The organism is Mesorhizobium sp. M0145 (assembly GCF_040322355.1).
In the GTDB taxonomy this organism is placed as follows: domain Bacteria; phylum Pseudomonadota; class Alphaproteobacteria; order Rhizobiales; family Rhizobiaceae; genus Mesorhizobium.
Map to the genome: position 1 here is coordinate 207,958 of NZ_JAMYTK010000005.1, position 22,549 is coordinate 230,506.

General features: G+C 62.0%; 22 protein-coding genes and 1 pseudogene. 13 read left to right on the forward strand and 10 right to left on the reverse strand.

Annotated features, from left to right (window positions below; all coding sequences use genetic code 11):
• Positions 1-54 precede the first annotated feature (54 nt).
• Together NKJ28_RS11625 and NKJ28_RS11630 are read left to right on the forward strand one after the other, a co-directional pair.
• Positions 55-1,632: an ArnT family glycosyltransferase gene (locus tag NKJ28_RS11625; RefSeq protein WP_352635622.1), complete on the forward strand. Its 1,578-nt coding sequence runs from the start codon at positions 55-57 to the stop codon at positions 1,630-1,632.
• Between the two features lie 25 nt (positions 1,633-1,657).
• Positions 1,658-2,971 (forward strand): M24 family metallopeptidase, encoded by a 1,314-nt coding sequence (locus NKJ28_RS11630; protein WP_352635686.1) that lies wholly within the window; start codon positions 1,658-1,660, stop codon positions 2,969-2,971.
• 108 nt (positions 2,972-3,079) lie between these two features.
• Here NKJ28_RS11630 and NKJ28_RS11635 read toward each other — a convergent pair whose 3' ends face one another.
• Together NKJ28_RS11635 and NKJ28_RS11640 are read right to left on the reverse strand one after the other, a co-directional pair.
• Complete coding sequence (locus NKJ28_RS11635; protein WP_023676497.1) at positions 3,080-3,880, reverse strand: phosphate/phosphite/phosphonate ABC transporter substrate-binding protein; 801 nt, start codon at positions 3,878-3,880, stop codon at positions 3,080-3,082.
• Positions 3,881-3,963: 83 nt separating this feature from the next.
• The gene (locus NKJ28_RS11640; RefSeq protein WP_352635624.1) at positions 3,964-4,974 is read right to left on the reverse strand and encodes a fatty acid desaturase; all 1,011 of its coding nucleotides are present in this window, start codon (positions 4,972-4,974) and stop codon (positions 3,964-3,966) included.
• 228 nt (positions 4,975-5,202) lie between these two features.
• On the opposite strand from NKJ28_RS11640, the gene NKJ28_RS11645 reads away from it, so the two are divergent.
• Complete coding sequence (locus tag NKJ28_RS11645) at positions 5,203-6,045, forward strand: helix-turn-helix domain-containing protein (protein ID WP_352635626.1); 843 nt, start codon at positions 5,203-5,205, stop codon at positions 6,043-6,045.
• Between the two features lie 89 nt (positions 6,046-6,134).
• A complete protein-coding gene (gene bmt, locus NKJ28_RS11650) occupies positions 6,135-7,151 on the forward strand; it encodes a betaine--homocysteine S-methyltransferase (RefSeq protein ID WP_352635628.1) in 1,017 nt (338 codons plus the stop codon).
• A 149-nt stretch (positions 7,152-7,300) separates the two neighbouring features.
• Here bmt and NKJ28_RS11655 read toward each other — a convergent pair whose 3' ends face one another.
• The 5 genes and pseudogenes from NKJ28_RS11655 to NKJ28_RS11675 form a co-directional block, all read right to left on the reverse strand.
• Entirely contained in the window at positions 7,301-9,418 is a 2,118-nt protein-coding gene (locus NKJ28_RS11655) for a vWA domain-containing protein (RefSeq protein ID WP_352635630.1), read from the reverse strand.
• A 2-nt stretch (positions 9,419-9,420) separates the two neighbouring features.
• A complete protein-coding gene (locus tag NKJ28_RS11660) occupies positions 9,421-9,981 on the reverse strand; it encodes an RNA polymerase sigma factor (RefSeq protein ID WP_352635632.1) in 561 nt (186 codons plus the stop codon).
• A 68-nt stretch (positions 9,982-10,049) separates the two neighbouring features.
• A pseudogene (locus NKJ28_RS11665) lies at positions 10,050-10,804 on the reverse strand (dienelactone hydrolase family protein).
• Between the two features lie 104 nt (positions 10,805-10,908).
• A complete protein-coding gene (locus NKJ28_RS11670) occupies positions 10,909-11,538 on the reverse strand; it encodes a hypothetical protein (protein ID WP_352587665.1) in 630 nt (209 codons plus the stop codon).
• 148 nt (positions 11,539-11,686) lie between these two features.
• Complete coding sequence (locus NKJ28_RS11675; RefSeq protein WP_352587662.1) at positions 11,687-13,261, reverse strand: trimethylamine methyltransferase family protein; 1,575 nt, start codon at positions 13,259-13,261, stop codon at positions 11,687-11,689.
• A 308-nt stretch (positions 13,262-13,569) separates the two neighbouring features.
• On the opposite strand from NKJ28_RS11675, the gene NKJ28_RS11680 reads away from it, so the two are divergent.
• A complete protein-coding gene (locus tag NKJ28_RS11680; RefSeq protein WP_023676506.1) occupies positions 13,570-14,268 on the forward strand; it encodes a cobalamin B12-binding domain-containing protein in 699 nt (232 codons plus the stop codon).
• 81 nt (positions 14,269-14,349) lie between these two features.
• Here NKJ28_RS11680 and NKJ28_RS11685 read toward each other — a convergent pair whose 3' ends face one another.
• Entirely contained in the window at positions 14,350-14,490 is a 141-nt protein-coding gene (locus NKJ28_RS11685) for an entericidin A/B family lipoprotein (RefSeq protein ID WP_023676507.1), read from the reverse strand.
• A 64-nt stretch (positions 14,491-14,554) separates the two neighbouring features.
• Between NKJ28_RS11685 and NKJ28_RS11690 the strand changes: the two genes are divergently transcribed.
• On the forward strand, positions 14,555-15,196 hold the full coding sequence (locus tag NKJ28_RS11690) for a DUF1638 domain-containing protein (protein ID WP_023676508.1): 642 nt from the start codon (positions 14,555-14,557) through the stop codon (positions 15,194-15,196).
• 15 nt (positions 15,197-15,211) lie between these two features.
• Here the strand turns inward: NKJ28_RS11690 and NKJ28_RS11695 are convergent, their stop codons facing one another.
• Positions 15,212-15,742: a hypothetical protein gene (locus NKJ28_RS11695; RefSeq protein ID WP_156937334.1), complete on the reverse strand. Its 531-nt coding sequence runs from the start codon at positions 15,740-15,742 to the stop codon at positions 15,212-15,214.
• A gap of 44 nt (positions 15,743-15,786) precedes the next feature.
• On the reverse strand, positions 15,787-16,698 hold the full coding sequence (locus tag NKJ28_RS11700) for an NAD-dependent epimerase/dehydratase family protein (protein WP_031211725.1): 912 nt from the start codon (positions 16,696-16,698) through the stop codon (positions 15,787-15,789).
• Between the two features lie 112 nt (positions 16,699-16,810).
• On the opposite strand from NKJ28_RS11700, the gene NKJ28_RS11705 reads away from it, so the two are divergent.
• The 7 genes from NKJ28_RS11705 (at position 16,811) to NKJ28_RS11735 (ending at position 22,504) form a co-directional block, all read left to right on the forward strand.
• Positions 16,811-17,386: a DUF4893 domain-containing protein gene (locus NKJ28_RS11705; RefSeq protein ID WP_023676510.1), complete on the forward strand. Its 576-nt coding sequence runs from the start codon at positions 16,811-16,813 to the stop codon at positions 17,384-17,386.
• A gap of 83 nt (positions 17,387-17,469) precedes the next feature.
• The gene (locus tag NKJ28_RS11710) at positions 17,470-18,252 is read left to right on the forward strand and encodes a formyl transferase (protein ID WP_352587656.1); all 783 of its coding nucleotides are present in this window, start codon (positions 17,470-17,472) and stop codon (positions 18,250-18,252) included.
• Between the two features lie 43 nt (positions 18,253-18,295).
• Positions 18,296-19,207, forward strand: a complete 912-nt coding sequence (locus NKJ28_RS11715; RefSeq protein WP_352587653.1) for a fatty acid desaturase — start codon at positions 18,296-18,298, stop codon at positions 19,205-19,207.
• A gap of 235 nt (positions 19,208-19,442) precedes the next feature.
• Complete coding sequence (locus NKJ28_RS11720) at positions 19,443-19,745, forward strand: virulence factor (protein ID WP_352452105.1); 303 nt, start codon at positions 19,443-19,445, stop codon at positions 19,743-19,745.
• Positions 19,738-20,361, forward strand: a complete 624-nt coding sequence (locus NKJ28_RS11725) for a methylenetetrahydrofolate reductase C-terminal domain-containing protein (protein ID WP_352454616.1) — start codon at positions 19,738-19,740, stop codon at positions 20,359-20,361. Before NKJ28_RS11720 ends, NKJ28_RS11725 begins: the two co-directional genes overlap by 8 nt.
• Positions 20,358-21,449 carry a methylenetetrahydrofolate reductase gene (locus NKJ28_RS11730; protein WP_023676515.1) on the forward strand — a complete coding sequence of 364 codons (1,092 nt, stop codon included), beginning with the start codon at positions 20,358-20,360 and terminating at the stop codon, positions 21,447-21,449. Before NKJ28_RS11725 ends, NKJ28_RS11730 begins: the two co-directional genes overlap by 4 nt.
• A gap of 80 nt (positions 21,450-21,529) precedes the next feature.
• On the forward strand, positions 21,530-22,504 hold the full coding sequence (locus NKJ28_RS11735) for a methyltetrahydrofolate cobalamin methyltransferase (protein WP_023676516.1): 975 nt from the start codon (positions 21,530-21,532) through the stop codon (positions 22,502-22,504).
• The last annotated feature ends 45 nt before the right edge of the window (positions 22,505-22,549 follow it).

Here is a 22,549-nt window from a genome sequence, read left to right on the forward strand (position 1 = left end):
TCTTCATGCTAGCGCAGCCGGCAACACTCTGCTGGCAAGTGCGATGAGATTTCATTGAAGTACAATCTGAGATGGGCCGAGTGGCTGGCCGAGGGACGGATCGGCCCCTTCCCGGCGGCGATCATCATGGTCGCGGCTTACTTTGCCTTGCAGACCATCATACTGTCCCTGTTGAGCTCTTGGGCGGGAACCGGCGTCGGCATCGATGATGCGGAGCAGCTGATCTATGTTCCGTATCTCTGGGCTGGATATGGCGGCTCGCAACCACCCCTGTACACCTGGATCAACTGGCTGGCCGCGCATGTTTTCGGCACCAGTATCTTCACGCTGAAGCTCGTCAAATACTCCGTGCTGTTCCTTGCCGCCTGCAGCGTGTTCGCCGCCATGCGGCGGTTCGGCTACACCAAAGCGACAGCGGCGGCGGCCATGTTCGGCCTGTTTACGATCCCGCAGATCGTCTGGGAATCGCAGCGCGCCTTGTCGCATTCCGTCGCCGTCGTCGGCTTCTGCTCGCTGCTCCTGCTGGCCATGGCCTATCTTCTCGAGCGGCGAAGCATGATCGCCTATGCGGCGTTTGGCCTGGCCACGGCGGCGGCAATTCTTGCCAAATATAATGATGTCTTCCTCGTGGTGGCCCTTGTTGCGGCCGTGCTGTCGCTGCGCGAATGGCGCGGCGCGATCCTCGATCCGAAGTTCGCCATCAGCATAGCAGTCGCGATATTGGTGCTGGCGCCAACCACCTATTGGAGCCTCATGCATCCCGCCGATTTATTGTCGAGAGGCGAGAAGTTCGGAATAGACGCGCAACAAGGGCGCGTGGCGGCGGCCTTTGTCGGCGCCGGCAAGTTTATCATGGGCACCTTCAATTTCGCGGTCTTGCCCGTTCTCGTTTCCGCCCTCACTTTCTGGCTGGCGAAGTTCCGTTTCTCCGAGCGGCACCCGAAAGGTCCGGCAAGGGAAATTCTGTTGTGGCGTACTTTGGCGCTCGGCTTGGCCATGCTGGCAATACTTGTACTTGCCACCGGCGTGACGGTGGTCAAGGACCGCTGGCTGCTGCCCGTCCTGTTCATCTTGCCGCTGGCCATCGTCGCTACAATGGAACGGCTGGCGCCGCGGGGCAGGAATGCGCAGCTTCTGGTGATCGCGGCTGGAGCGATCATCGCCGTGCTGCTCGCGCCCGCCACCTGGTACGTCCAGATAAACGGGACCAGTGGCCTCTCGCGGATGATCCGCGTGGATTACCCCGCCCTCTATCGCCAGCTGACTGCGGACGGACCGGTCAAAACCGCAATATCTGATGGTGCATGGGTCGGAAACCTGCGGTTGGTCGACGAAAAACTGGTCGCACTTGACCAGGAAGTGCCTAATTTCGAAACGCTGATGCAGGAGCCAGCCGTACTCGTCTGGCTTGACCGAGACGATCCGCGTCCGGTCATTTTGGAGCAGCTCAAAGCGGCCGGCTATGAGCCGGACGGCCAACCACGGCAAATGATGGTTCCGCTGTTGCGCGGCACCGGCAAGTCCGCCCGGGCCGGCGCCTATGTAAGATTGAAGAGAATGGCGGTGGGAGAAGCCACGGCGCCCAAGGAAGGCGTTAGCGGAGGAGCCGAGGGTGGACAGGAACCCGACTGACCGGCCCCGTCATCACCGCAAGATCATGCCGTTCGAGCCCGACGGCTCGAATGATGTGCTGCACAAAAAATCGCGGCTGAAGGCCGCTGAACTCAACCAGCATGCGCTGGGCTATGGAGCGCTGGCGGAAGCCGAATGGCAGGCGGCGGGCATTGCTGCTCCTGACCTGCCCGCCATGCGCCGATACCGGCTCGAGCGCATCCGCGCCGAGCTGAAGCGCCGCGACTATGCGGGAGCCCTGCTCTACGATCCGGTCAACATCCGCTACGCAACGGATGCGACCAACATGCAGCTCTGGGTCTCACACAATCGGACCAGGCATTGTTTCGTTGCCACCGATGGCCCGGTGGTGCTGTTCGACTATTTCTCCTGCGAGCACCTTTCCGATCATTCCGGCGTCGTCGACGAGGTGCGGCCGGCGGTGTCGTGGGCTTATCTGTACAGCGGCGAGCTGACCGGTCAAAAAGTCCGCCGCTGGGCAGCCGGCATCGCCGAGCTGGTATTGGAACATGGTGGCGACAATCGCCGTATCGCCGTCGACCATATCAATCCCGAGGGCATCGAAGAGCTCGCCCGCCTCGGCATCTCGACCGGCAATGGCGAGGCGGTGATGGAAAATGCGCGGCTGATAAAATCACCCGACGAGATCCTTGCCATGCGCCGGGCGATCGCCGCTTGCGAGGCGGCAATGGGCGAGATGGAGAAGGCGCTGAGGCCTGGCATCTCCGAGAACGAATTGTGGGCCGAACTCCATCGCGGCAACATCGCGCGCGGCGGCGAATGGATCGAAACCCGGCTCCTGTCGTCGGGTCCGCGCACCAATCCATGGTTCCAGGAGTGTTCGTCGCGGGCGATCGAGGCCGGCGAGCTCGTCGCTTTCGACACCGACCTGATCGGTCCTTACGGCTTCTGCGCCGACCTTTCGCGCACCTGGCTTTGCGGTGACGCGCCGCCGTCGCAGGAGCAGCGCGACCTGTTCCGCATCGCCGCCGACCAGATCGCCCACAACACGGAGCTGATGCGGCCGGGCATATCGTTCCGCGACCTCGTCGAGGGCTCGTCAGTGCCACCGGGAGACTGCTTCCCGGCCCGTTACGGGGTGCTCTATCACGGCGTCGGCCTTGCCGACGAATACCCGACTTTGCCGCATGCTAGCGACTGGACCGACGACACACCGGACGGAGTGCTCGAACCTGGCATGGTGCTGTGCGTCGAGAGCTATATCGGTCGGCTTGGCGGCTACGAAGGCGTCAAGATCGAAGAACAGATCCTGATCACTGAAACCGGCAACGAGAAGCTTTCGACCTACCCGCTCGACAATCGGCTACTTGGCGGCTGAGCGACGCTAATGCATGTCGCGCAAAGTGTGCAGCGGCTTTGCGATAACGACATGCATAAAACAAGAATCTAAAGCGCGTCGCATGAGGCCGACCGAACGCGACGCGCTTTACGTGAGCGCTGCGATCGCCTCGCGCATCGCGGCGACGATCGTTTCCGGCGTCGTCCTGGCGGTGATGAACGGCAAGCCTTTGCGCCGCCTTGTCCAGCCGACGACCGTCACCTTCTGCGCCGCCGGCTCGAAACGCTGCGCCAGCGCCCAGCTCTCGCAATCGATCGCCGCGACGTCCGCCCTGCCCTCGGCAACGGCAACGATCGAAGCACGGTGCCCACAGCTTTCGCTCAGCGCGGAAAAGATATCCAAACTCTCGCCCAATGCTTGCAAGTCGCGGGCTGGCGCGATGATGCCCGACATGGAATCGAGGCTGTTGAAGGTGAAGCGCTTGCTGCGAAGCTGATCGAGCGGAATGACGGCACCGCCGTCGGCCGGCGCCCTTGCCGGCGGTGCCTCGCCCGCCCTCATGACGATGGCGCTCGAATAGAGTTCGCCCTGTCCACCCTCGAAGGCGTCGTAACGCGGCTGGCCGACGAGCTGGACACGCTGCGACAGGCCGAGTTCCATCGGTCCCCAGCAGGTTTGCGCAAAGAGCAGCGCCGGATGCAGCCAGAGCTGGTGAAAATCCAGTTCGTCCGGCGGCAATGTCGCCGGATCGGGCGCGATGGGTTTTCCCTGATCATCGCGAATACCGCCAGGCACGGGGGGCAAATCGCCGGTGCGGCGGATGATCGTCTCCGGCGCATCGATGCCTTTTTGTCTGAAAGCATCGCGCAGCCGCGCCCATTGCGCGTCGACATCGTCCCGCGCTTCCGGCCAGTCGTACATCGGCAAAGCCGCAATGAATTCGCTCATGCCGGGATTTGACCGTTATGCGGGGAAATTGACAAGGTCAGGAAAGCGTCGTCCGCGCGGCACCGCCTGCAACAACGCAAGAATCATTCTTTCGGCGGCTCGGCGGGTACCGGTGCGCTGCCAAGCCCATTGAGGCTGCGTGCCCTGACGCGCGGCTTGAATGCGCGTCCTGGTTCCGGCATGCGCCGCAGCACGGGATGGACGACCGGCTCCTTCGCCTTGAAGGCATAGGCCTTGAGCAGCGCGAAATAGTTCGGATAGGCGTAGCCATTGTTCATCCGCAGCCATTCGTCACGGCGGTCGCGAAACACCTTCGGCAGCCTGTACCAGGCCACCGTCGGGCTCTTGTGATGGACGAAATGCAGATTGTTGTTGAGGAACAGGAAGGACAGCTGCGAGCGCTCGACGATGATCGTGCGGCCTTCCGGATGTTCAGACCATTGGTGCTCGGCGTAGGTGCGGATCGAAATCAGCGACTGCCCAAGCCACACCGGCACCAGTATGTAGAGCCATAACGGCATGCCGAAGCCGAACTGCACGACAGGCAGCACCACGACGAGGCCGATCGCATGCAGCAGCCATGCCTTGCGGATGGAATTGTCGCCCGCGGCAACCTGCCTGGCGTCGTCGATGAAAAAGCCGATGCAGGAAAGCCACGGGCCTAGCACCAAACGCCCGATCATCGTGTTGTTGACCTTCAGCAGGAATTTCATCGCCGACGGCAGCTCCTCGTGCTGCCAGAGAGCCTTGTAATAGCTTTCGGGATCATCGAGCGGATCGGTCAGGCGCTCGTCTGCATGGTGGCGCAGATGAATGGTCTTGAATCGGCGAAACGGCCAGACAAGGCCAATCGGCAGGAAAACAAGGGCTTCATTGAGCCGCGCATTCCGGGTTGGGTGGCCGTGCAGGACCTCGTGCATCAGCGAGGATTGCAGCGCCGCAATCAGGGTCAGAAAGACGAGTGCCAGCAGCGGGTAAGAGGGCCAGAGCAGGAAGCCGGTAGCGAGCCAGCCGCCGTAGCAGAGAAGTGCGAGAAATACGGTCGGCCATTCGATGGTCGCTGCGCCGTGTCGCCTGTTGCCCATGCTCGTCATGCTATCGACCACTGCCTTCCAGTCGCCGGAACCCGTTTGATTCCTGACAACATTGTGTCAGGAGCGTTGCGTCGGCGCAACGCGATAAAGCGCACAACCTGTTGCGATTGCGCATTTTCAGCTGCATATGTTATGTATTGTAAACAACCAACAGGATTCATTTACGCCTGAAGCCCGCGTTCGCGGCTTTCAGCGCAACTTTTTCCTCCTATTGAATGGGGTGGCGATTTGGACAAGCGCAACCTGTCGACGATCTTTCGCGAGCGCCTGAAAATGCTCTTGACAAGGTCCGATTTGAACCAATCAGCCTTCGCCGCCGCGGTTGGCATCGACCGTTCGGCACTGTCGCAGCTGCTCTCCGGCGCCTCGACCCGCCTTCCCCGCGCCGAAACGCTGCTCAACATCGCCGCCGAATTCAAAGTCTCGCTCGACTGGCTGCTCGGCCTCAGCCACGACGAGGGTGTTACCGGCGAAATCCGCGAGAGCCTTGAGATCGAGGAGGCGCCGGACGGCTTCGACCGCACGCTGCTGGCTCGCTGGCATGCCGAGGCGGCGGGAACGAAAATCCGCTACGTGCCGGCCGGCATTCCCGATCTTCTGCGCACCGAGGCGCTTGTCGACTACGAAGCCGTCATCGCCAACAAGAGCCGCGAGGCACAGGCCGGCGAAACGCAGTACCGCATCGACTACAACCGACGGCCCGAAACCGACATGGAAGTCTGTATGCCGCGCCACACGCTGGAGATCTTCGCGCGTGGGCTGGGCGTGTGGGACCGCTTTCCGGAGGCCGACCGCCACCAGCAGCTCCTCCATATGGCGACGCTGCTCGACGACCTCTATCCCACCTTCCGCCTGTTTCTCTATGACGGGCGGATGCGCTATTCGATCCCCTACACCATCTTCGGGCCCTATCGCGCCGCCATTTACGTCGGCGACATGTATCTGGTGCTGAACGCCACGCAGCCGATCCGCACCCTGACCAGCCATTTCGACAATCTGATCCGTGCCGCGGACGTCAACGCGCATGAAGCGGCCAGCTTCACACGAAAGCTGGCGGAGATGCAATTTTGACCGGTTGCTCTACGTGCCGACATTGACGGCACATAAAGAATTCTTTATATCCTTATCTCAGTTATTCTTCCGGGAAGGCGTATTTTCACATGACCAATCCGATCGACGCTCTGCTTGCCGAAAAGGGCGTCCTGCTCGCCGATGGCGCCACCGGCACCAATCTGTTCGCCATGGGCCTTGAGGCCGGAGAGGCTCCCGAGATCTTGAACGAGACCGCGCCCGACACCATCACCAGCCTGCACCAGAACTTTGTCGATGCCGGCGCCGACATCATCCTGACCAACTCTTTTGGCGGCACCCGCCATCGGCTCAAGCTGCACCACGCGCAGGACCGCGTCTATGCGCTGAACAAGCGCGCGGCCGAGATCGCAAGCGCCGTCGCCGGCAACGCTGGCCGCAAGGTGATCGTGGCCGGCTCCGTTGGCCCGACCGGCGAGCTGCTGGTGCCGCTCGGCGCCATGACCTATGACGAGGCGGTCGAAGCCTTTGCCGAGCAGATTGAGGGGCTGAAGGCCGGCGGCGCCGAAGTCGCCTGGATCGAAACCATGTCGGCGCCTGACGAAATCCGCGCCGCCGCCGAAGCCGCCATCCGCGTCGGCTTGCCCTATACCTATACCGGCTCCTTCGACACCGCCGGCCGCACCATGATGGGACTGCTGCCGAAGGACATCCACGGCGTCGTCGATGGCCTGTCGCAGACACCGCTCGGTGTCGGCGCCAATTGCGGTGTCGGCGCCTCCGACATTCTCGCTTCGCTGCTCGACATGACCGAGGCGAAGCCGGAAGCAACGGTGATCGTCAAGGGCAATTGCGGCATTCCCGAATTTCGCGGTGCCGAGATCTACTATTCCGGCACACCCGAGCTGATGGCCGACTATGTGCGCCTCGCCGTCGATGCCGGCGCCAAAATCGTCGGCGGCTGCTGCGGCACCTCGTTCCAGCACCTCGCCGCCATGCGCAAGGCGCTCGATGCGCACACCAAGTCGGATCGCCCGACCGTCGAGCAGATCGTCGAACGCATCGGCCCGATGCGCAACAAGCAGGCTACGGTCAACGTCGCCGAGACCAGCGAAGCCCGCCGCGAGCGGCGCCGCGGACGCGCCTGACGCTTTCGTCTGCGACATGGTCCGCGCGAAGCAGTGCGGCCGCGAAAAAAGGCCGGCAAGGTTTCCCTCGCCGGCCTGCCTCACCCGCCCGTAGGCCGGCTCCCCCTATCAGAACGATCCCATCTGAAAGAAACCGGCCGTCATTGCCACTACCGGTTACCGCCGAGCGCCGAGGCAAGGCGCACAAGCGAGAGGAACTCGGACCGGTATCCAAACGGGTCGGCTCCTCTGGCGGCGGTGGCAATCTCCATGATCTTGTCGTAGCCGAACTTCGCGGTCGCATCCTCGTCGCGCAGCTTCTGGCCGAAGGCAGCAACGGCAACGGAGAAACGCTGGTCGGTGCTGGCCTGGTCGAACGACGCCACCTCGTTGGCTGACGTTACCGGCGTGGTGATCAGCTTCGAGGTGTCCTCGTTCGGCAGCTTGTAGCGGATCTTGACGAAAGCATATTCGTCGGCATTGTTGACACCGCCATTGTTCACCGAGGCCTGGCCGTAGCGCAGCTGGTCGATCTGTTCGCCGCCGCTGCCCTTAGGCGTGATCTCGTAGATCGCGGTGACTGAATGACCTGAGCCGATCTCGCCGGCATCGACCCGGTCATTGTTGAAATCCTCTCGGTTCAAGGCGCGGGTTTCGTAGCCAATCAGTCGGTACTCCGAGACCTTGTTCGGGTTGAACTCGACCTGGATCTTCACGTCCTTGGCGATGGTGAACAGTGTCGAGGAGGCATCCTCGACCAGCACCTTCTCGGCCTCCGCCAACGTATCGATGTAGGCAGCAGTACCATTGCCGTTCTGGGCGATGGTCTGCATCATCTGGTCGTTCAGATTGTCGCGGCCGAAGCCGAACACCGACAGGAATACGCCGGTCTTGCGCTCCTTTTCGATCAGCCGCTTCAGGTCGTCGTCGTCGGTCTGGCCGACATTGAAGTCGCCATCGGTGGCGAGCATCACCCGATTGATGCCGTCCTTGACGAAGGATTTCTGCGCCAGCCTGTAGGCTTCCTTGATGCCGGCCTCGCCTGCCGTCGAGCCGCCGGATGTCAGATTGTCGATGGCAGCGAGGATCTTGTCCTTTTCCGAAGCCTTGGTGGGCTCCAGCACGGTACCGGCATCGCCCGCATAGGTGACGATCGAGACGGTGTCGTCAGGTCTCAGCTTGTTGACCAGCAGCCGGAAGGCCGACTGCAGGAGCGGCAGCTTGTCCTGCTCGTTCATCGAGCCCGACACATCGATCAGGAAGACCAGATTGGCCCTGGGCTGCTCGGCCGGCTTCACGTCGAAACCCTTGATGGCGACATGCATCAGCCTGGTGTGCTCGTTCCACGGCGTCGGCATGACGCTGACGGTCGAGTTGAACGGCGTCGAGGCGGAGTCCGGTCCCTTCCAGGCATAAGGGAAGTAGTTGATCATCTCCTCGACGCGCACCGTATCGGCCTGCGGGATAAAACCTTCCTTCAGCGAGCGCCGGACGAAGGAATAGGAAGCGGTGTCGACATCGATAGAGAAGGTCGAGACCGGATCTTCGAGTGCGGTGTGCACCGGATTGGTCTTGAAATTCTCGACGCGGTCGCGGTTTTCCTCTTGCGGCAGCATCTGGTCGGCCGGCGCAGCGGCGGGCTGCTGTGCCATCAGCTTGGGCTCGGCAACCGTGCCAGGCACGCGTCCGACCCGCGCGCCGCCATCGACTGCCGGAGCCGCGGAGCTTGCACCCCCATCCAACGCGAACTCGCCGCTCTGCGCCGGTTCAGGTGCATTGCGGCTGAGCACATCCTGCTGCGTCAACCCGCCGACTGCGGTCGATTCCGCTTTCGGCGGCGATGTCGGCGCCACAAGCGCCTCGCCGGCGTTACGGCTTTCGCTGTCGGCGTCCGCCTTCTTCTGCTTGTCTGCTTCGGCCACGACCGGCGGTTTGACGGTCGCCGGCTTGTCGGCCAGCGTTTCGGTGATCTTATCCCCGCCGAATTCGGGCCCGCTGAATTTGGATTCCCCAAGCATGTACATGGTAGCGTATCCGGCGATCGGCAGGGCAACGAGCCCGGCAATGGCCGGCGTGGCGAAGAGTTTCTTTTGCATGATTTCGCTCCAGAGCTTTTGTGCTCGCTCTGTGAGACGAAGCCCGCTCACCGATCCTTGGGCGGCCGGCAAAGTTTTTTCGTCCATGTCATAGGCGCGCAGCGCGGCCTGGAGGGCACGCGCCTTTGCGTCCGCGTCCGGCGCCGGTGCCGCGATGTCGCGCAGTCTGTTGAGTTCGTTGTCGTCGACCATGGTCACACTTCCCCGGCTGAACGCATTAGCGTCTTCAACCGTTTCTTCGCTTCATGGATGTGCCAGGAAACCGTCGTCTCCGAGATTGCCATCGCCTCGGCGGCGGCGGCGTGGCTCAGCCCTTCGCCATAAACCAGCAGCACCGCATCGCGCTGCTTGTCCGGCAGCTTGCGCACCGCTGCCCAGAGCGCCTCGGCCGGGTCTTCCGGCTCAGCCGAGATTTCCCCCGAAATTAGCGCATAGGCGCCATAAGCCTCGGTCTTGACCGTCTCGCGGGCGGTCTTGCGCATCATGTCGCGCGCCGCATTCAGCGTCATGGTGTAGAGCCACGTCGTGAAGGCACCGCTGCCGTGATAGTCGCGGATCGCCCGCCCGAGCCGGACGCAGACTTCCTGGGCGATGTCCTCGGCGTCGGCCTTTTTCCCGCACCAACGATAGGCGGCGCGATAGACGAAACCATAGTGCCTTTCGAGCAACTTGCCGAAAGCACCCCGGTCTCCGCCCTTCGCCCGTTCGATCAGTTCGGCGTCGGAGGCTTCGCTTTCGTCCAGCATCATCGCCATCATTTGCCTGTTGGACGAAGGCTAATGGCGGTTCCTTGGGGCGATGGAAAGAATTTTTTGGCGGGCGGTCACGTCGTAATGGTTGGCGTGCCTTGGCCGAGCGTCTCCGCAAACAGCGTCGTCAGCCGCTTCCAGTGGCGTTCGGCGCCGGCTGCATCGAAGGCACTATGGTCCGGCATGCACCAGCCATGCGCCATGCCGGCATAGTTCTCTATGACATGATCGACCTCGGCGGCGCGCAGTGTTTCGGCCAGCCGCGCCGATTGCTCCGGCGGAAAGCTGCGGTCCACACCGGCAGTGCCGATATAGACCCTTGCCTTGACCGAGGCGGCCTTCCGATGCGGACTGTCGGCTGCGTCACCAGCCAGATTGCCGCCGTGAAAAGTGGCCGCGGCGGCGATGCGATCGGGATAGCTGGCCGCCGCGTTCAGCGCCCGCGCTCCGCCCATGCAATAGCCGACAATGCCGACCGGCCCGGTTAGGCCCTGGGCAGCGAGCACATCGAGGAAGCGCCGCTGTCGCGGATCGTCATCTCCTGGGTCGTGCCGCCCAGGAGACCTGTGATGGCGGCCTTGCTCCTCTCGTCGCCGAACGCAGTCTTGGGATCGAACGGACCGTAGGGCGCATTGCGGTAAAAAAGGTCCGGCACAAGCACCGCATAGCCCTCGCCCGTAAGCCGCTCCGCCATCTGATCAAGCGCCGGTCGCGGACCGAAAACGTCCATGTAGAGGATGATCGCTGCCTTGGCTGGGGCCGCCGAACGGTACAGCCGGGCCTTGGCAATGCCGTCGCTTGTCTTGATCTGCATCGCTTGCGTGGCCATCATCCGCTCCGTTGATCTGACGTGCGATAGATACCCGCGGTGACCGTCGCGGCAAGCTGTAATGAGGCGATCTGCTTCAAGATTTCGTGCGGCATTCGGCGACGCTACAGACGCGCGAATGCTGCCATGTGAAAGGCCTGAACCTCGGCCGGATAGCGATAATCGGTAGCGTAAGGACAGGCGTTGCGTTCGAGGCAGCCGCCGGTCCGGCAGGGCGCGCCGTTTTGCCCGCGCACATGGGCCAGACAGGTTTCATGTGCAAAACCATTCGCAGAATAAGCCTCGACCGGACAGGATTTCAGGCAAGGTTTTTCCAAACATGTATCGCAAAGGTGAATCACGTCGTGGGGTTCTTGGAGCGCAATCTCATTTTCGAACAGCAGCGCGCCGCGATAGGCATGCCAGAGCCCGTATTTCGGATGCATGAGAATGCCGAGCGGCGACGGCTTCAGCCCCTCCGCACGCATCGCCCATTGCTGGAACGGCAGATAAGGCCTGTCGGACGGTGACACGGCGCGCGCCCCGAATTTTCCGGCCACCGCGCCGATCACTTCGCGCGACCATCTGTCGAGCGGATCGTCGATCGGCTGTGACTGTTTCTCCAACCAGCGCAGGAAGTGCGGCCAAGGTGCGGCACCCGCCTGCCCCACCAGCAGCACGGATTTGGCGGCGACGCCGGAGAGACCGGAGGGTGTTTCTTCACCACCTGCAAAATTGAAGCCGCCGCGAAGCATGAGGCCGGAGGCGGAAAGCGCTGCCGCGATGGTTTCAGTCATGCCGCGCTCGGGATCACCCCTTCTTGTCCGGGTCGGAGAAGGCACTCCGCCAGACTTCCTTGTGGATGATGTTGGCGACTTTAGCCCCGCCTGATTCGGGCTCCTTTCAGGTGAAGGCGTCGGCCATCGACGACTTCTTCCTGGCGATGAAGTCCTTCAGCCCATCGTCGATGCCCGGATCGAGATACGGCGCCTCGTAGCTTTCGAGCCAGCGGCGCGCGAGCTCGTTGGCGCGCTGCGGCGCGGTTTTTTCGCCTTCGGCCAGCCACTGCTCGTAGGAATTGTTATCGGCGATGTTGGAGCGGTAGAACGCGGTCTGGAAATTGGCCTGGGTGTGATCGCAGCCGAGATAGTGGCTGCCTGGGCCGACCTGGCGGATGGCATCCATCGCCTGGCCGTTTTCCGACAGGTCGACACCCTCGGAGAACTTCTGCGTCATGCCGAGCTGGTCGATGTCCATCATGAATTTTTCGTAGCAGGAGGCGAGACCGCCCTCGAGCCAGCCGGCCGAATGCAGCACGAAGTTGGTGCCGGCGAGGATCGTCGAGTTGAGCGTGTTGGCGCTCTCGTAGGCGGCCTGCGCATCGGGGATTTTTGAAGCACAGAGCGAACCGCCGGTGCGAAACGGCAGGCCGAGCCGACGGGCAAGCTGTGCGGCGCCATACGAGACAAGCGACGGCTCCGGCGTGCCGAAGGTCGGCGCGCCAGACTGCATTGAGATCGACGAGGCGAAGGTGCCGAACAGCACCGGCGCACCCGGCCGGATCAGCTGTGTGAACGACGCCCCGGCCAGAACCTCGGCCAAAACCTGGGTCAGCGTGCCGGCGACCGTCACCGGGCTCATCGCACCGGCAAGGATGAACGGCGTGACGATGCAGGCCTGATTGTGGCGCGAATAGACCTTCAGCGCTCCCAGCATGGTCTCGTCGAAGACCATCGGCGAGTTGGCATTGATCAGGCTGGTCAGCACCGTGTTGTTCTCGACGAAATCGTCACCAAACACGATCTTGGCCATCGCCACCGTATCTTCAGCGCGCTCGGGCGCGGTCACCGAGCCCATGAACGGCTTGTCCGAATATTTGATATGGCTGTAGACCATGTCGAGATGCCGTTTGTTGACCGGCACGTCGACCGGCTCGCAAACCGTGCCGCCCGAATGATGGATCGACGGCGCCATATAGGCGAGTTTCACGAAATTCCGGAAATCCTCGATCGTCGCATAGCGCCTGACGCCGTCGAGATCGCGCACGAAGGGCGGTCCATAGACCGGCGCGAACACTGTCGCGTTGCCGCCGATCTGCACCGAGCGCTCGCCGTTGCGGGCGTGCTGGGTATAGACGGACGGAGCGGTCTTCAACAGCGAGCGGCAGAGGCCCTTGGGGAAATGCACCCGCTCGCCCTTGACGTCGGCGCCCGCCTCTTTCCAAAGCTGCAGCGCCTCGGCGTCGTCGCGGAAGATGATGCCGATCTCCTCCAGCACCGTGTCGGTGTTCTTTTCGATCAGCGCCAGCCCTTCCTCGTCCAGCACTTCATAGACGTTGATCTTGCGCTTGATATAGGTGAGCTGTGTGCCGGGGCCGCCGCCCGAACGTGCAGCCCGTCGGGCTGCGGCGCCACCGCTGGCAGCGCGCCCGCGCCGTGCGTTTGACGCTTCCTGATCGACCGGCGCGTTCTCACTCATAATCGTTCTTCCCTGGCTTTCGTTCTGGCCTGATTTACTCCGGCCGGGCTCTTGCACCGGCCTGAAATCCGTTTGCGGCCGCATATTGCGGTCTCTGGCCGGATCGTAGCCATGCACCCTATTCGAAACGGCCCGCCAGCGCCAACGCCTGTCGCAAAATCGACAAGAATTCCAAGAGATTTACGGTCGCTTTCGTTTTGCGGGAAGTCGCAAATCAGCTATGGACAACCGGCCCGTGCGGGTTAGGTATTGACGCGATATTTTTAAGCTGCCGCAACAGTTGTAGCCGGCAAGGAGCCTGAGAAAAAATGGCCGACGACGAGATCATCCTTTCGGAACTCTCCGACGACGAGTTGGTGCAGCAGATGCACGACGATCTTTATGACGGGTTGAAGGAAGAAATCGAGGAAGGCACCAATATCCTTCTCGAGCGCGGCTGGGCGCCTTACAAGGTGTTAACCGAGGCTCTGGTCGAGGGCATGCGCATCGTCGGCGAGGACTTCCGCGACGGCATCCTGTTCGTTCCCGAAGTGCTGCTGTCGGCCAACGCGATGAAGGCCGGCATGTTCATCCTGCGTCCGCTGCTTGTCGCCACCGGCGCGCCGAAGCAGGGTAAGATGGTGATCGGCACCGTCAAGGGCGACATCCATGACATCGGCAAGAATCTGGTCGGCATGATGATGGAAGGCGCCGGCTTCGATGTCATTGACCTCGGCATCAACAATGCGGTCGAAAAATATCTCGATGCCATCGAAAAGCACCAGCCCGACATCATCGGCATGTCGGCGCTGCTGACGACGACCATGCCCTACATGAAAGTCGTCATCGATACGATGAAGGAAAAGGGCATTCGCGATGACTATGTCGTGCTGGTCGGCGGCGCACCGCTCAACGAGGAATTCGGCAAAGCCGTCGGCGCCGACGCCTATTGCCGCGACGCCGCGGTGGCGGTCGAGACCGCCAAGGACTTCATGAAGCGCAAGCACAACGTCCGCGCTTCGGCCTGAGCCAATAAGTCCGGCACCGACGAGAAAAGCCGCGCCTTGCAGTGCGGCTTTTTTATTCCCAAATATTTAGAGCCGTGCGGATCAGGGTTTCTTGACGGTATCGTCAACAGCCTTCGCAGTGGATTTGATATCCTTACCGACGCCGCGCACCGTGTTGGCGCAGGCCGAAACAGCCAAGGCGCAGGCGAGAATAGCGATTGGCGCGACGCGGAACAATTTCATGAATGGTGTCTCCCTCAGGATATAAATTCGCTGGACAGCAACGAAGATGGATTAGACTGGTTCCATGACTACCGCGCGAAAACAACAATCCGATCAAGGCGACAGGCTGCTCGTCATCGCCTGCGGGATGATTGCGCGCGAAGTTTTGGCGGTCAAGGAGCAGCTCGGGCTCGACCATCTCGACCTGACCTGCTTGCCGGCGGAGTTCCATTTCTATCCGGACCGCATCGCGCCGGCCATGGACAAGGCTATCGAGAAGGCCAAGACCGACGGCTACAGACACATATTCGTCGGCTATGCCGATTGCGGCACGGGTGGCCTGCTCGACCGGATCTGCGAGAAGCACGGCGTCGAGCGTATGGCCGGGCCGCATTGCTTTGCCTTCTACCAGGGCATGGATGCCTATGCGAAGGTCGCCGATGACGACATGATGTCGTTCTACATGACCGATTTCCTCTGCCGGCAATTCGATGCCTTCTTCATGAAGCCGCTCGGTCTGGACAAGCACCCGGAGCTGATCAAGGACTATTTCGGCAATTACGAGAAGCTGATCTATATCGCCCAGACCGACGACCCGGAACTCGACAAGGTCGCCGAAAAGGCGGCGAAAATGCTCGGCCTCGCTTATGAGCGGCGCTCGACCGGCTATGGTGACCTGACGGGCGAACTTAAGCGGGTGGCCTCACATCCGGAGGACGTCCGTTAGACGCCCCGCTTCGGATTATTTGCTCGCCGGTTGCGGATCCGACACGAAATCGACAACGCGGCCGTTTTCTAACCGGATCGGTCCCCTTGCAGTTGGATCCTTGCGCAACGCCTCTGCAATCAGGGCTTCGACGGTGTCGAGGTTGACTTGCAGAATTGAGGAGTCGCCCAGTTCCCAGTACTCGCCTTCATCAAAGACATCGAGCTTGTCGAAAAGAGGAGCAACTTTGCGGAGCAGCTCGATGATTTCGATATGCGCGTCCGACCCGGCAAACTGGGTCTTACAAAATTGCTGCATGAAGAGGTGCCTGTCGAACTCGAACCGAAGGGGCTCCGACTTGGGATGCGGCAGAAGCTCTATTCCTATAACCGGGCCGAGATAGTCCACGCTGCGTTCATCAACGACCCGATGGAGAACCATTTCGGCTTCGTCTATTTTCCGAAACGGCCAGCCTCGAGTGACAGCAAACGCCTCCACTTCCCGCAATAGCACAGCGTAGTGCTCGTCTTCGCGCAGCTGTCCCTCAAAATGGATCGTCACCCCCAACATGCACCTCCCCGCGCAAACGTTTTGCGATGATAGCCGCGCTTCTATTCGATCGCCAGGGCGGCAAGCACATCGGCAAAGCTCGTCTTGCAGACGAAACCCAGCCGCTTCCTCGCCCGCGACGCATCGTAGACCCGGTCGATCGACGAAAACATCGTCCAGCCTTTCTTCGTGTAGAGTGCCGGATAATCCGGAAAATAGCGCGCGACGACCGACGGCGCGTCGGCGATCAAGGCCGCGCAATCTTCGGGCTGGAAAGGCGTCGGTGCCGAGATGATGAAAGTGTCGAAGCCCAATTGCGGCGCTTTCTCCAGGGCAGCGATGTGGGCGTCGGCTGCGTCCTCCACCGTCAGCCGGCGGAACAACAGCTCATTGGCCTTGGTGTTGGCATCCGACTGTTCGATCACGTGCGCCATGTCGTCCGCCTCGGGAAAAAACCGGGCGGTGCGCAACACGATCACCGGCAGGCCGAACTGCAAATGATAGAGCCGGCAGAGCTGTTCGGCTGAAAGCTTGGTGACGCCATAGATGTTGCGCGGTTCAGGCGACATGTCTTCCGTCAGCCATGCCGCCTTGCGCGCCCCGCCGGTGAAGCCGGTGCGTATGGACTCGGAAATCATCAGCGATGTCGTCGACGTAAACACGAAGCGCTGAACGCCAAAAGCTGCTGCCGCATCGAGCAGGTTGAGCGTGCCGCGCACATTCGTCTCGACGAAATCCTCGTTGCGATGACGTTCGATGTCAGGCTTGTGCAGCGCGCCGCTATGGATGATGGCCTCGATGCGGTTCTCCTCGACCGCCCTCATGACCAGGTCGCGATCGGCGACTGAGCCGACGATTCGCGTTTCCGAGGATGGGACGGGATCGAGGCCGGTGACGTCATGACCAAGAGCCCGCAGGCGCGGCGCCAAGGCGCTGCCCAGCCAACCGGACGATCCCGTCAGCAAGATCCGCATTCTTTTGCACCTCGTTTCTGCTGTCGATGCTCAGGCACGGATGACAGAACGCGGCGAAACATTAAGGTATGCGCCAGACAAGAAAACAGCCAACAAAAGGGAAACGCCACCGATGATCGCTCGCCTCATGTTTGCCGCAGCAACTGTCCTCTGCTTGACCATGCCCGCGTTGGCCGATGGCGAGGTGCAGAAGCTGATAACGGCTGCCGACAAGGCGCGGCTCAACAAATATGGCGAGACGCGCAAGGCAGCGCTTGACGAGGCGAAGGCCGGCGATCCCGCCGAGGTCAAGCAGCTCGACGCTTTGCTGGCAAAGCCGCTGGTTCCCTTCTCTGACAGGGACCTGACCGGCAAATGGCAATGCCGCACCATCAAGGCCGGCGGATTGAGCCCGCTCGTCATCTATGGCTGGTTCAAATGCAAGGTGAGTGACGACGGCTCCGGCTGGAGACTGGAAAAGATCACCGGCTCGCAGCGCACCAAGGGCCGCTTCTTCGACGATGGCGAGAAACGCGCGATCTATCTCGGTTCCTTCCACGTCAACGACGATCCGGCAAAGCCCTACGGCAGCGGCCCGGAAAGCGATCAGGTCGGCTATGCCTTCCGCAACAGCGCCAGTGAATGGCGCATCGAGTTCCCGGCGCCCTATTACGAATCGAAGCTCGATATCCTCGAATTCAAGCGCTGAGCCCCGATCACCAGGGGTTAACCCGGTCAGCCTAGCATTCGCGCGCAAAGAACAGGTTCTTTGCGGGGGGGGGGTCGCAGAGCATGGCACTGTCGAAAACAAACCAACGGCCGATCGTCGTCGTCACCGAAGGCGGCCCGCATATCTGGGCGATCGTCAACGCCGTCGCCGATCAACTCGGCCCGGTCAGCGTCATCCTCGAAGCTCCTGAATCCAAAAAGCAATTGCTTCTCGCGCGGGCGCGGCGGCAAGGCTGGACCTCGGCCATCGGTCAACTCGGCACGATGGTGCTGACGCGCCTCGGCAAGCGCTTCTTCGCCGGCCACGCAGCACGGCTTGCCGCCGGGCAGAAGCTGCAAACCGAACCGAAGCCTGGGCAAAAGATCATTTATGTCTCGTCGGCCAACGCGCCGGAGTGCCTGCAGGCGATCGCGGAAATCCAGCCGGGTGTGGTGCTGCTCGCCGGCTGCCGCTTGCTGTCGCGGCAGACGCTGGCGAAAATCCCTTGCCCGGTCCTCAACTACCACGCCGGCATCGCCCCGAAATATCGCGGCATGAACGGCGGCTACTGGGCGCTGGCTTCAGGCGATGCGGAGAACTTCGGCACCACCGTACATCTGGTCGACGCCGGCGTCGACACTGGCGGCGTGCTGCGGCAGACGCGTGGCAAACCGCAGCCGGGCGACACAATTTCAAGCTACGCGTTGCGGCAGGCGGCCTTCTCGCGCGACATCTGCGTCGAAGCGGTCAGGGATGCGCTGGCCGGCAAGGTCGGCACGGTGGATCCCGGCCTGCCTTCGAAACAATGGTATCATCCGACGGTATGGTTTTATCTCTGGACGGGGATAAGGAACGGCGTCTGGTGACGCGCCGATTTACCGGACAGCCACCCGCCACTAACATTGCATCATGAGCGACATCGACCACCGCACCATCATTGCCGGCCTTTCGGTCGAGGACCGTCGCGACCTCACCGCCAGGGTTGACCGGCCAGGCATTGTCCGGCTGGCGGTCCATGCCGGGCTGGTTATCCTGCTAGGCGCGCTGATCGCCGCCCGCATCCCGTTCTGGCCGCTGCTCGTCTTGCCGCAGGGAATCCTGATCGTCTTCTTCTTCACGCTGTTGCACGAGACCATCCATGAAACGGCGTTCAGGACGGCGTGGCTCAATCGCGCTGTTGCCGCCGTGGCCGGCTTCCTGATCCTGCTGCCGCCGGAATGGTTCCGCTATTTCCATTTCGCCCATCACCGCCATACGCACGACCCGGACAACGACCCCGAACTGATGGCCCCGAAGCCGGAGACCATCAGCCAATATCTGCGCTATCTGTCAGGCGGCCCCTATTGGATCGCCATGGGCCGTGTGATCGCAACCAATGCGGCGGGCCGCAACCGCGACGGCTTTGTGCCGGAAAAGGGCCGCGGCAAGGTGGTTGCCGAAGCACGGCTGTTCCTGATCGGCCATGCGGCATTGCTGGCCGCATCGCTCGCCGCGCAGTCGGCGCTGCTGTTGTGGGTCTGGATCTTGCCGGTGCTGGTCGGACAGCCGTTTTTGCGTGCCTACCTGCTGGCCGAGCACGCGTTGTGCCCGCATGTCGCCAACATGCTCGAGAACACCCGCACCACCTTCACCACAAGGCTGGTGCGCTTCGTGGCTTGGAACATGCCGTACCATTCCGAGCACCATTCCTATCCGGCCGTTCCCTTCCACCGCCTGCCGCGCTTCCATGACATCGTCGCGGAGCATTTACGCACGACCGAACGAGGTTACGTGCGCTTCCACAGGAAGCTGGTCGGCAGCTACGATGGCCGCGCCGGCTGACCAGTGCTGGAAGAAACTCCGCTTTCAACCGCGGCCGTCGATTGCGTCGCTTTTGAAGGCCCCCGCGTCGTCCCATAACAAGCAGCCCAACAGCGCTTCCGGCAATGCTCGAAACCACTGCATTGGCCAAAAGATCGGAATCGATCTTCGGAGAGCACGATGCAGCGGAGTTAAATGGTAGAGCATCGTTTGTGCGTCCGATTGGACGCACGGCGCTCTGCAGGAGCAGGAAATTATGGCCGATCTGATCGTCGTCTACTGGCGCGACATCCCCGCCCAGGTCATCGTCAAGAAGGGCCGGCAGAACGCCAAGCGCGAACTGCCGCTGCGCTTCACCGAGGCGATCGACATGTGCGCCATGCGCACCGGCGCTGGCGGCACCGACGACTATCTTGCCGAATGGCGCAAGGCAGAACCCCTCCCGGTCAGTGACGATCTTGAAGCCGAGGCCGAGAAGGCTCTTCAGGAACTTGATGCGAAATACGACCGTGAGCGGCTGGTCGCTCTGGTCAAGGCGGGGGGCAAAGAAAATGTCTGATCCCCAATCAATGCCGGCGACGACGGCTCAAGCCGGCGTGACCCAGGCGACCATCGTCAAGAAGGCGGCGCCGAAATCCGACTACAAGCCGGCCGACGTGTCGCCACAGCGGCGTGTGCAGCGCTCTTTCGCGGTGCGCCTTTGGTCTGTGCGGCATTCGCGGCTGCTCGAATGGTTCTATGGCAAATTCGCCGACATGTTCCTGCTCCTCCATCCGCTGTGGAAGGGCATCGGCTACAGCCGTGTCGAAGGGCCTGTGAAATTCGTCGAAAAGCGCGTCAAGGGTTTCATGTTCGACTGCCGCATGTGCGGCCAGTGCATCCTTTCCTCGACCGGCATGTCGTGCCCAATGAACTGCCCCAAGCAATTGCGCAACGGCCCTTGCGGCGGTGTCCGCGCCAACGGCAATTGCGAGGTCGAGCCTGACATGCCTTGCGTCTGGGTCAAAGCCTGGGAAGGTTCGCGGAACATGGTGCATGGCGACAAGATTTTGGAAGTGCAGAAGCCGGTGGATCAGTCCTTGCGCGAAACCTCCGCGTGGCTGCGGGTCACCGCGCAGGCCGCGGCCGCCCGCAATGCGGCCCGGAATACTACGAAGACCGGAGCGTCGGCATGATCGGCCGTCAGCCAGACGAGAATCCGGCCGGCATCCATTTGCCGCTCGATCCCCTGCCCGGCCACACCTCGCGTGGCCGGCTGGAACGCGTCCTCAGGCGCGGCGAGTTCGCAGTGACGACCGAGCTCAATCCGCCTGACAGCGCCGATCCGGAAGACGTCTACAACCGCGCCAGGATTTTCGACGGTTGGGTCGACGCCATCAATGCCGTCGACGCTTCCGGCGCCAACTGCCACATGTCGTCGGTCGGCATCTGCGCGCTGCTGACCCGCATGGGCTATGCCCCGATCATGCAGATCGCCTGCCGCGACCGGAACCGCATCGCCATCCAGGGCGACGTGCTTGGGGGTGCTGCGATGGGCGTCGCCAACATGCTGTGCCTGACCGGCGACGGCGTGCAGGCCGGCGACCAGCCCGGCGCCAAGCCGGTGTTCGATCTCGACTGCATGTCGCTGCTCGAAACCTGCCGCGTTATGCGCGATAACGGCAAATTCCTGTCCGGCCGAAAACTCACGACGCCGCCGCAGCTTTTCCTTGGCGCGGCCATCAACCCGTTCGCGCCGCCGATCGATTTCCGGCCCTATCGGCTGGGCAAGAAGATCGCCGCCGGGGCACAGTTCGTGCAGAGCCAGTACTGCTTCGACGTACCGATGTTCCGCACCTACATGCAGAAGGTCCGCGATCTCGGCTATACCGAGAAATGTTTCATCCTGTGCGGCGTCGGGCCGCTGGCCTCGGCCAAGACGGCCAAATGGATCCGCTCCAACGTACCGGGCATTCACATTCCCGATCAGATCGTCAAGCGCCTGGAAGGCGCCCAGGATCAGAAGAAGGAAGGCAAGCAGCTCTGCATCGACATCATCAATGAGGTGAAGGAAATTCCCGGTGTATCCGGCGTCCATGTGATGGCCTACCGCCAGGAAGAATACGTCGCCGAGATCGTCGACGAATCCGGCGTGCTGAAGGGTCGCCGGCCGTGGAAACGCGAAATCCGCCGCGACGACCAGCTCGTTGCCGACCGGCTCGACCACATACTGCATGACGACCTCACTGAAACCCAGGTCGACATGGTCAAGACCGCGCATTGACAGCGCGAATCGTCAGCATTCGCTTGATCAGAAACAGATAACGATATAAAGAACTCTTTATATCACGATGGAGAGATTTCATGACCCGGACCATCGTCGCCTCGGCGACACGAGAAATCATCATCGGCTTCGATCAGCCCTTCTGCGTGATCGGCGAGCGCATCAACCCGACCGGCCGTAAGAAACTGGCCGCCGAAATGATCGCCGGCAATTTTGAGACCGTCATCAAGGATGCGCTGGAGCAGGCCGCCTGTGGGGCGACCATGCTCGACGTCAATGCCGGCGTCACTGCAGTCGATCCCAACGCCACCGAGCCGGCGCTGCTGGTGCAGACGCTGGAGATCGTGCAAGGCCTGGTCGACCTGCCGTTGTCGATCGACTCCTCCGTGACTGCGGCAATCGAAGCGGCGCTGAAGGTCGCCAAGGGCCGGCCGCTGGTCAATTCCGTCACCGGCGAGGAGGAAAAGCTCGAAGCCATCCTGCCGTTGATCAAGAAATACAACGTTCCCGTCGTCGCCATTTCCAACGACGAGACCGGTATTTCGATGGACCCCGATGTGCGCTTCGCCGTCGCCAAGAAGATCGTTCAGCGCTGTGCCGACTTCGGCATTCCGGCGCATGATGTGGTCGTCGACCCGCTGGTCATGCCGATCGGCGCGCTGGGCGATGCCGGCCGCCAGGTATTTGCCCTGCTACGCCGGCTGCGCGAGGAGCTCAAGGTCAACACCACCTGCGGCCTCTCCAACATCTCGTTCGGCCTGCCGCACCGTCATGGCATCAACGCCGCCTTCATCCCGATGGTGATCGGCGCCGGCATGACCTCGGCGATCATGAACCCGGTGCGGCCGCAGGAAATGGAAGCGGTGCGCGGCGCCAACGTGCTGAACGGCACCGACGAGAACTGCACCAACTGGATCAGGACCTACAAGGACTACAAGCCTGCTGAAGGCGGCCAGGCCGTTGCCGCCCGGACGCAGGTCAACGCGCCGGGCGATGGCAATGGCAATGGCGGACGCAGGCGCGGCGGCCGCGAAGCGCGTATGGCGCGGGGTTGAGCCAGGTCTTGGCCGACACGATATGGGGCCTAGGACTGGGGAGGA

Excerpts from the sequence above, each read along its gene's own strand:
- NKJ28_RS11630 (WP_352635686.1), top strand. The coding sequence starts at position 1,658 with ATGCCGTTCGAGCCCGACGGCTCGAATGATGTGCTGCACAAAAAATCG.
- NKJ28_RS11635 (WP_023676497.1), bottom strand. The coding sequence starts at position 3,880 with ATGAGCGAATTCATTGCGGCTTTGCCGATGTACGACTGGCCGGAAGCG.
- NKJ28_RS11640 (WP_352635624.1), bottom strand. The coding sequence starts at position 4,974 with ATGACGAGCATGGGCAACAGGCGACACGGCGCAGCGACCATCGAATGG.
- bmt (WP_352635628.1), top strand. The coding sequence starts at position 6,135 with ATGACCAATCCGATCGACGCTCTGCTTGCCGAAAAGGGCGTCCTGCTC.
- NKJ28_RS11655 (WP_352635630.1), bottom strand. The coding sequence starts at position 9,418 with ATGGTCGACGACAACGAACTCAACAGACTGCGCGACATCGCGGCACCG.
- NKJ28_RS11660 (WP_352635632.1), bottom strand. The coding sequence starts at position 9,981 with ATGGCGATGATGCTGGACGAAAGCGAAGCCTCCGACGCCGAACTGATC.
- NKJ28_RS11670 (WP_352587665.1), bottom strand. The coding sequence starts at position 11,538 with ATGCTTCGCGGCGGCTTCAATTTTGCAGGTGGTGAAGAAACACCCTCC.
- NKJ28_RS11675 (WP_352587662.1), bottom strand. The coding sequence starts at position 13,261 with ATGAGTGAGAACGCGCCGGTCGATCAGGAAGCGTCAAACGCACGGCGC.
- NKJ28_RS11680 (WP_023676506.1), top strand. The coding sequence starts at position 13,570 with ATGGCCGACGACGAGATCATCCTTTCGGAACTCTCCGACGACGAGTTG.
- NKJ28_RS11685 (WP_023676507.1), bottom strand. The coding sequence starts at position 14,490 with ATGAAATTGTTCCGCGTCGCGCCAATCGCTATTCTCGCCTGCGCCTTG.
- NKJ28_RS11690 (WP_023676508.1), top strand. The coding sequence starts at position 14,555 with ATGACTACCGCGCGAAAACAACAATCCGATCAAGGCGACAGGCTGCTC.
- NKJ28_RS11700 (WP_031211725.1), bottom strand. The coding sequence starts at position 16,698 with ATGCGGATCTTGCTGACGGGATCGTCCGGTTGGCTGGGCAGCGCCTTG.
- NKJ28_RS11705 (WP_023676510.1), top strand. The coding sequence starts at position 16,811 with ATGATCGCTCGCCTCATGTTTGCCGCAGCAACTGTCCTCTGCTTGACC.
- NKJ28_RS11710 (WP_352587656.1), top strand. The coding sequence starts at position 17,470 with ATGGCACTGTCGAAAACAAACCAACGGCCGATCGTCGTCGTCACCGAA.
- NKJ28_RS11715 (WP_352587653.1), top strand. The coding sequence starts at position 18,296 with ATGAGCGACATCGACCACCGCACCATCATTGCCGGCCTTTCGGTCGAG.
- NKJ28_RS11720 (WP_352452105.1), top strand. The coding sequence starts at position 19,443 with ATGGCCGATCTGATCGTCGTCTACTGGCGCGACATCCCCGCCCAGGTC.
- NKJ28_RS11725 (WP_352454616.1), top strand. The coding sequence starts at position 19,738 with ATGTCTGATCCCCAATCAATGCCGGCGACGACGGCTCAAGCCGGCGTG.
- NKJ28_RS11730 (WP_023676515.1), top strand. The coding sequence starts at position 20,358 with ATGATCGGCCGTCAGCCAGACGAGAATCCGGCCGGCATCCATTTGCCG.
- NKJ28_RS11735 (WP_023676516.1), top strand. The coding sequence starts at position 21,530 with ATGACCCGGACCATCGTCGCCTCGGCGACACGAGAAATCATCATCGGC.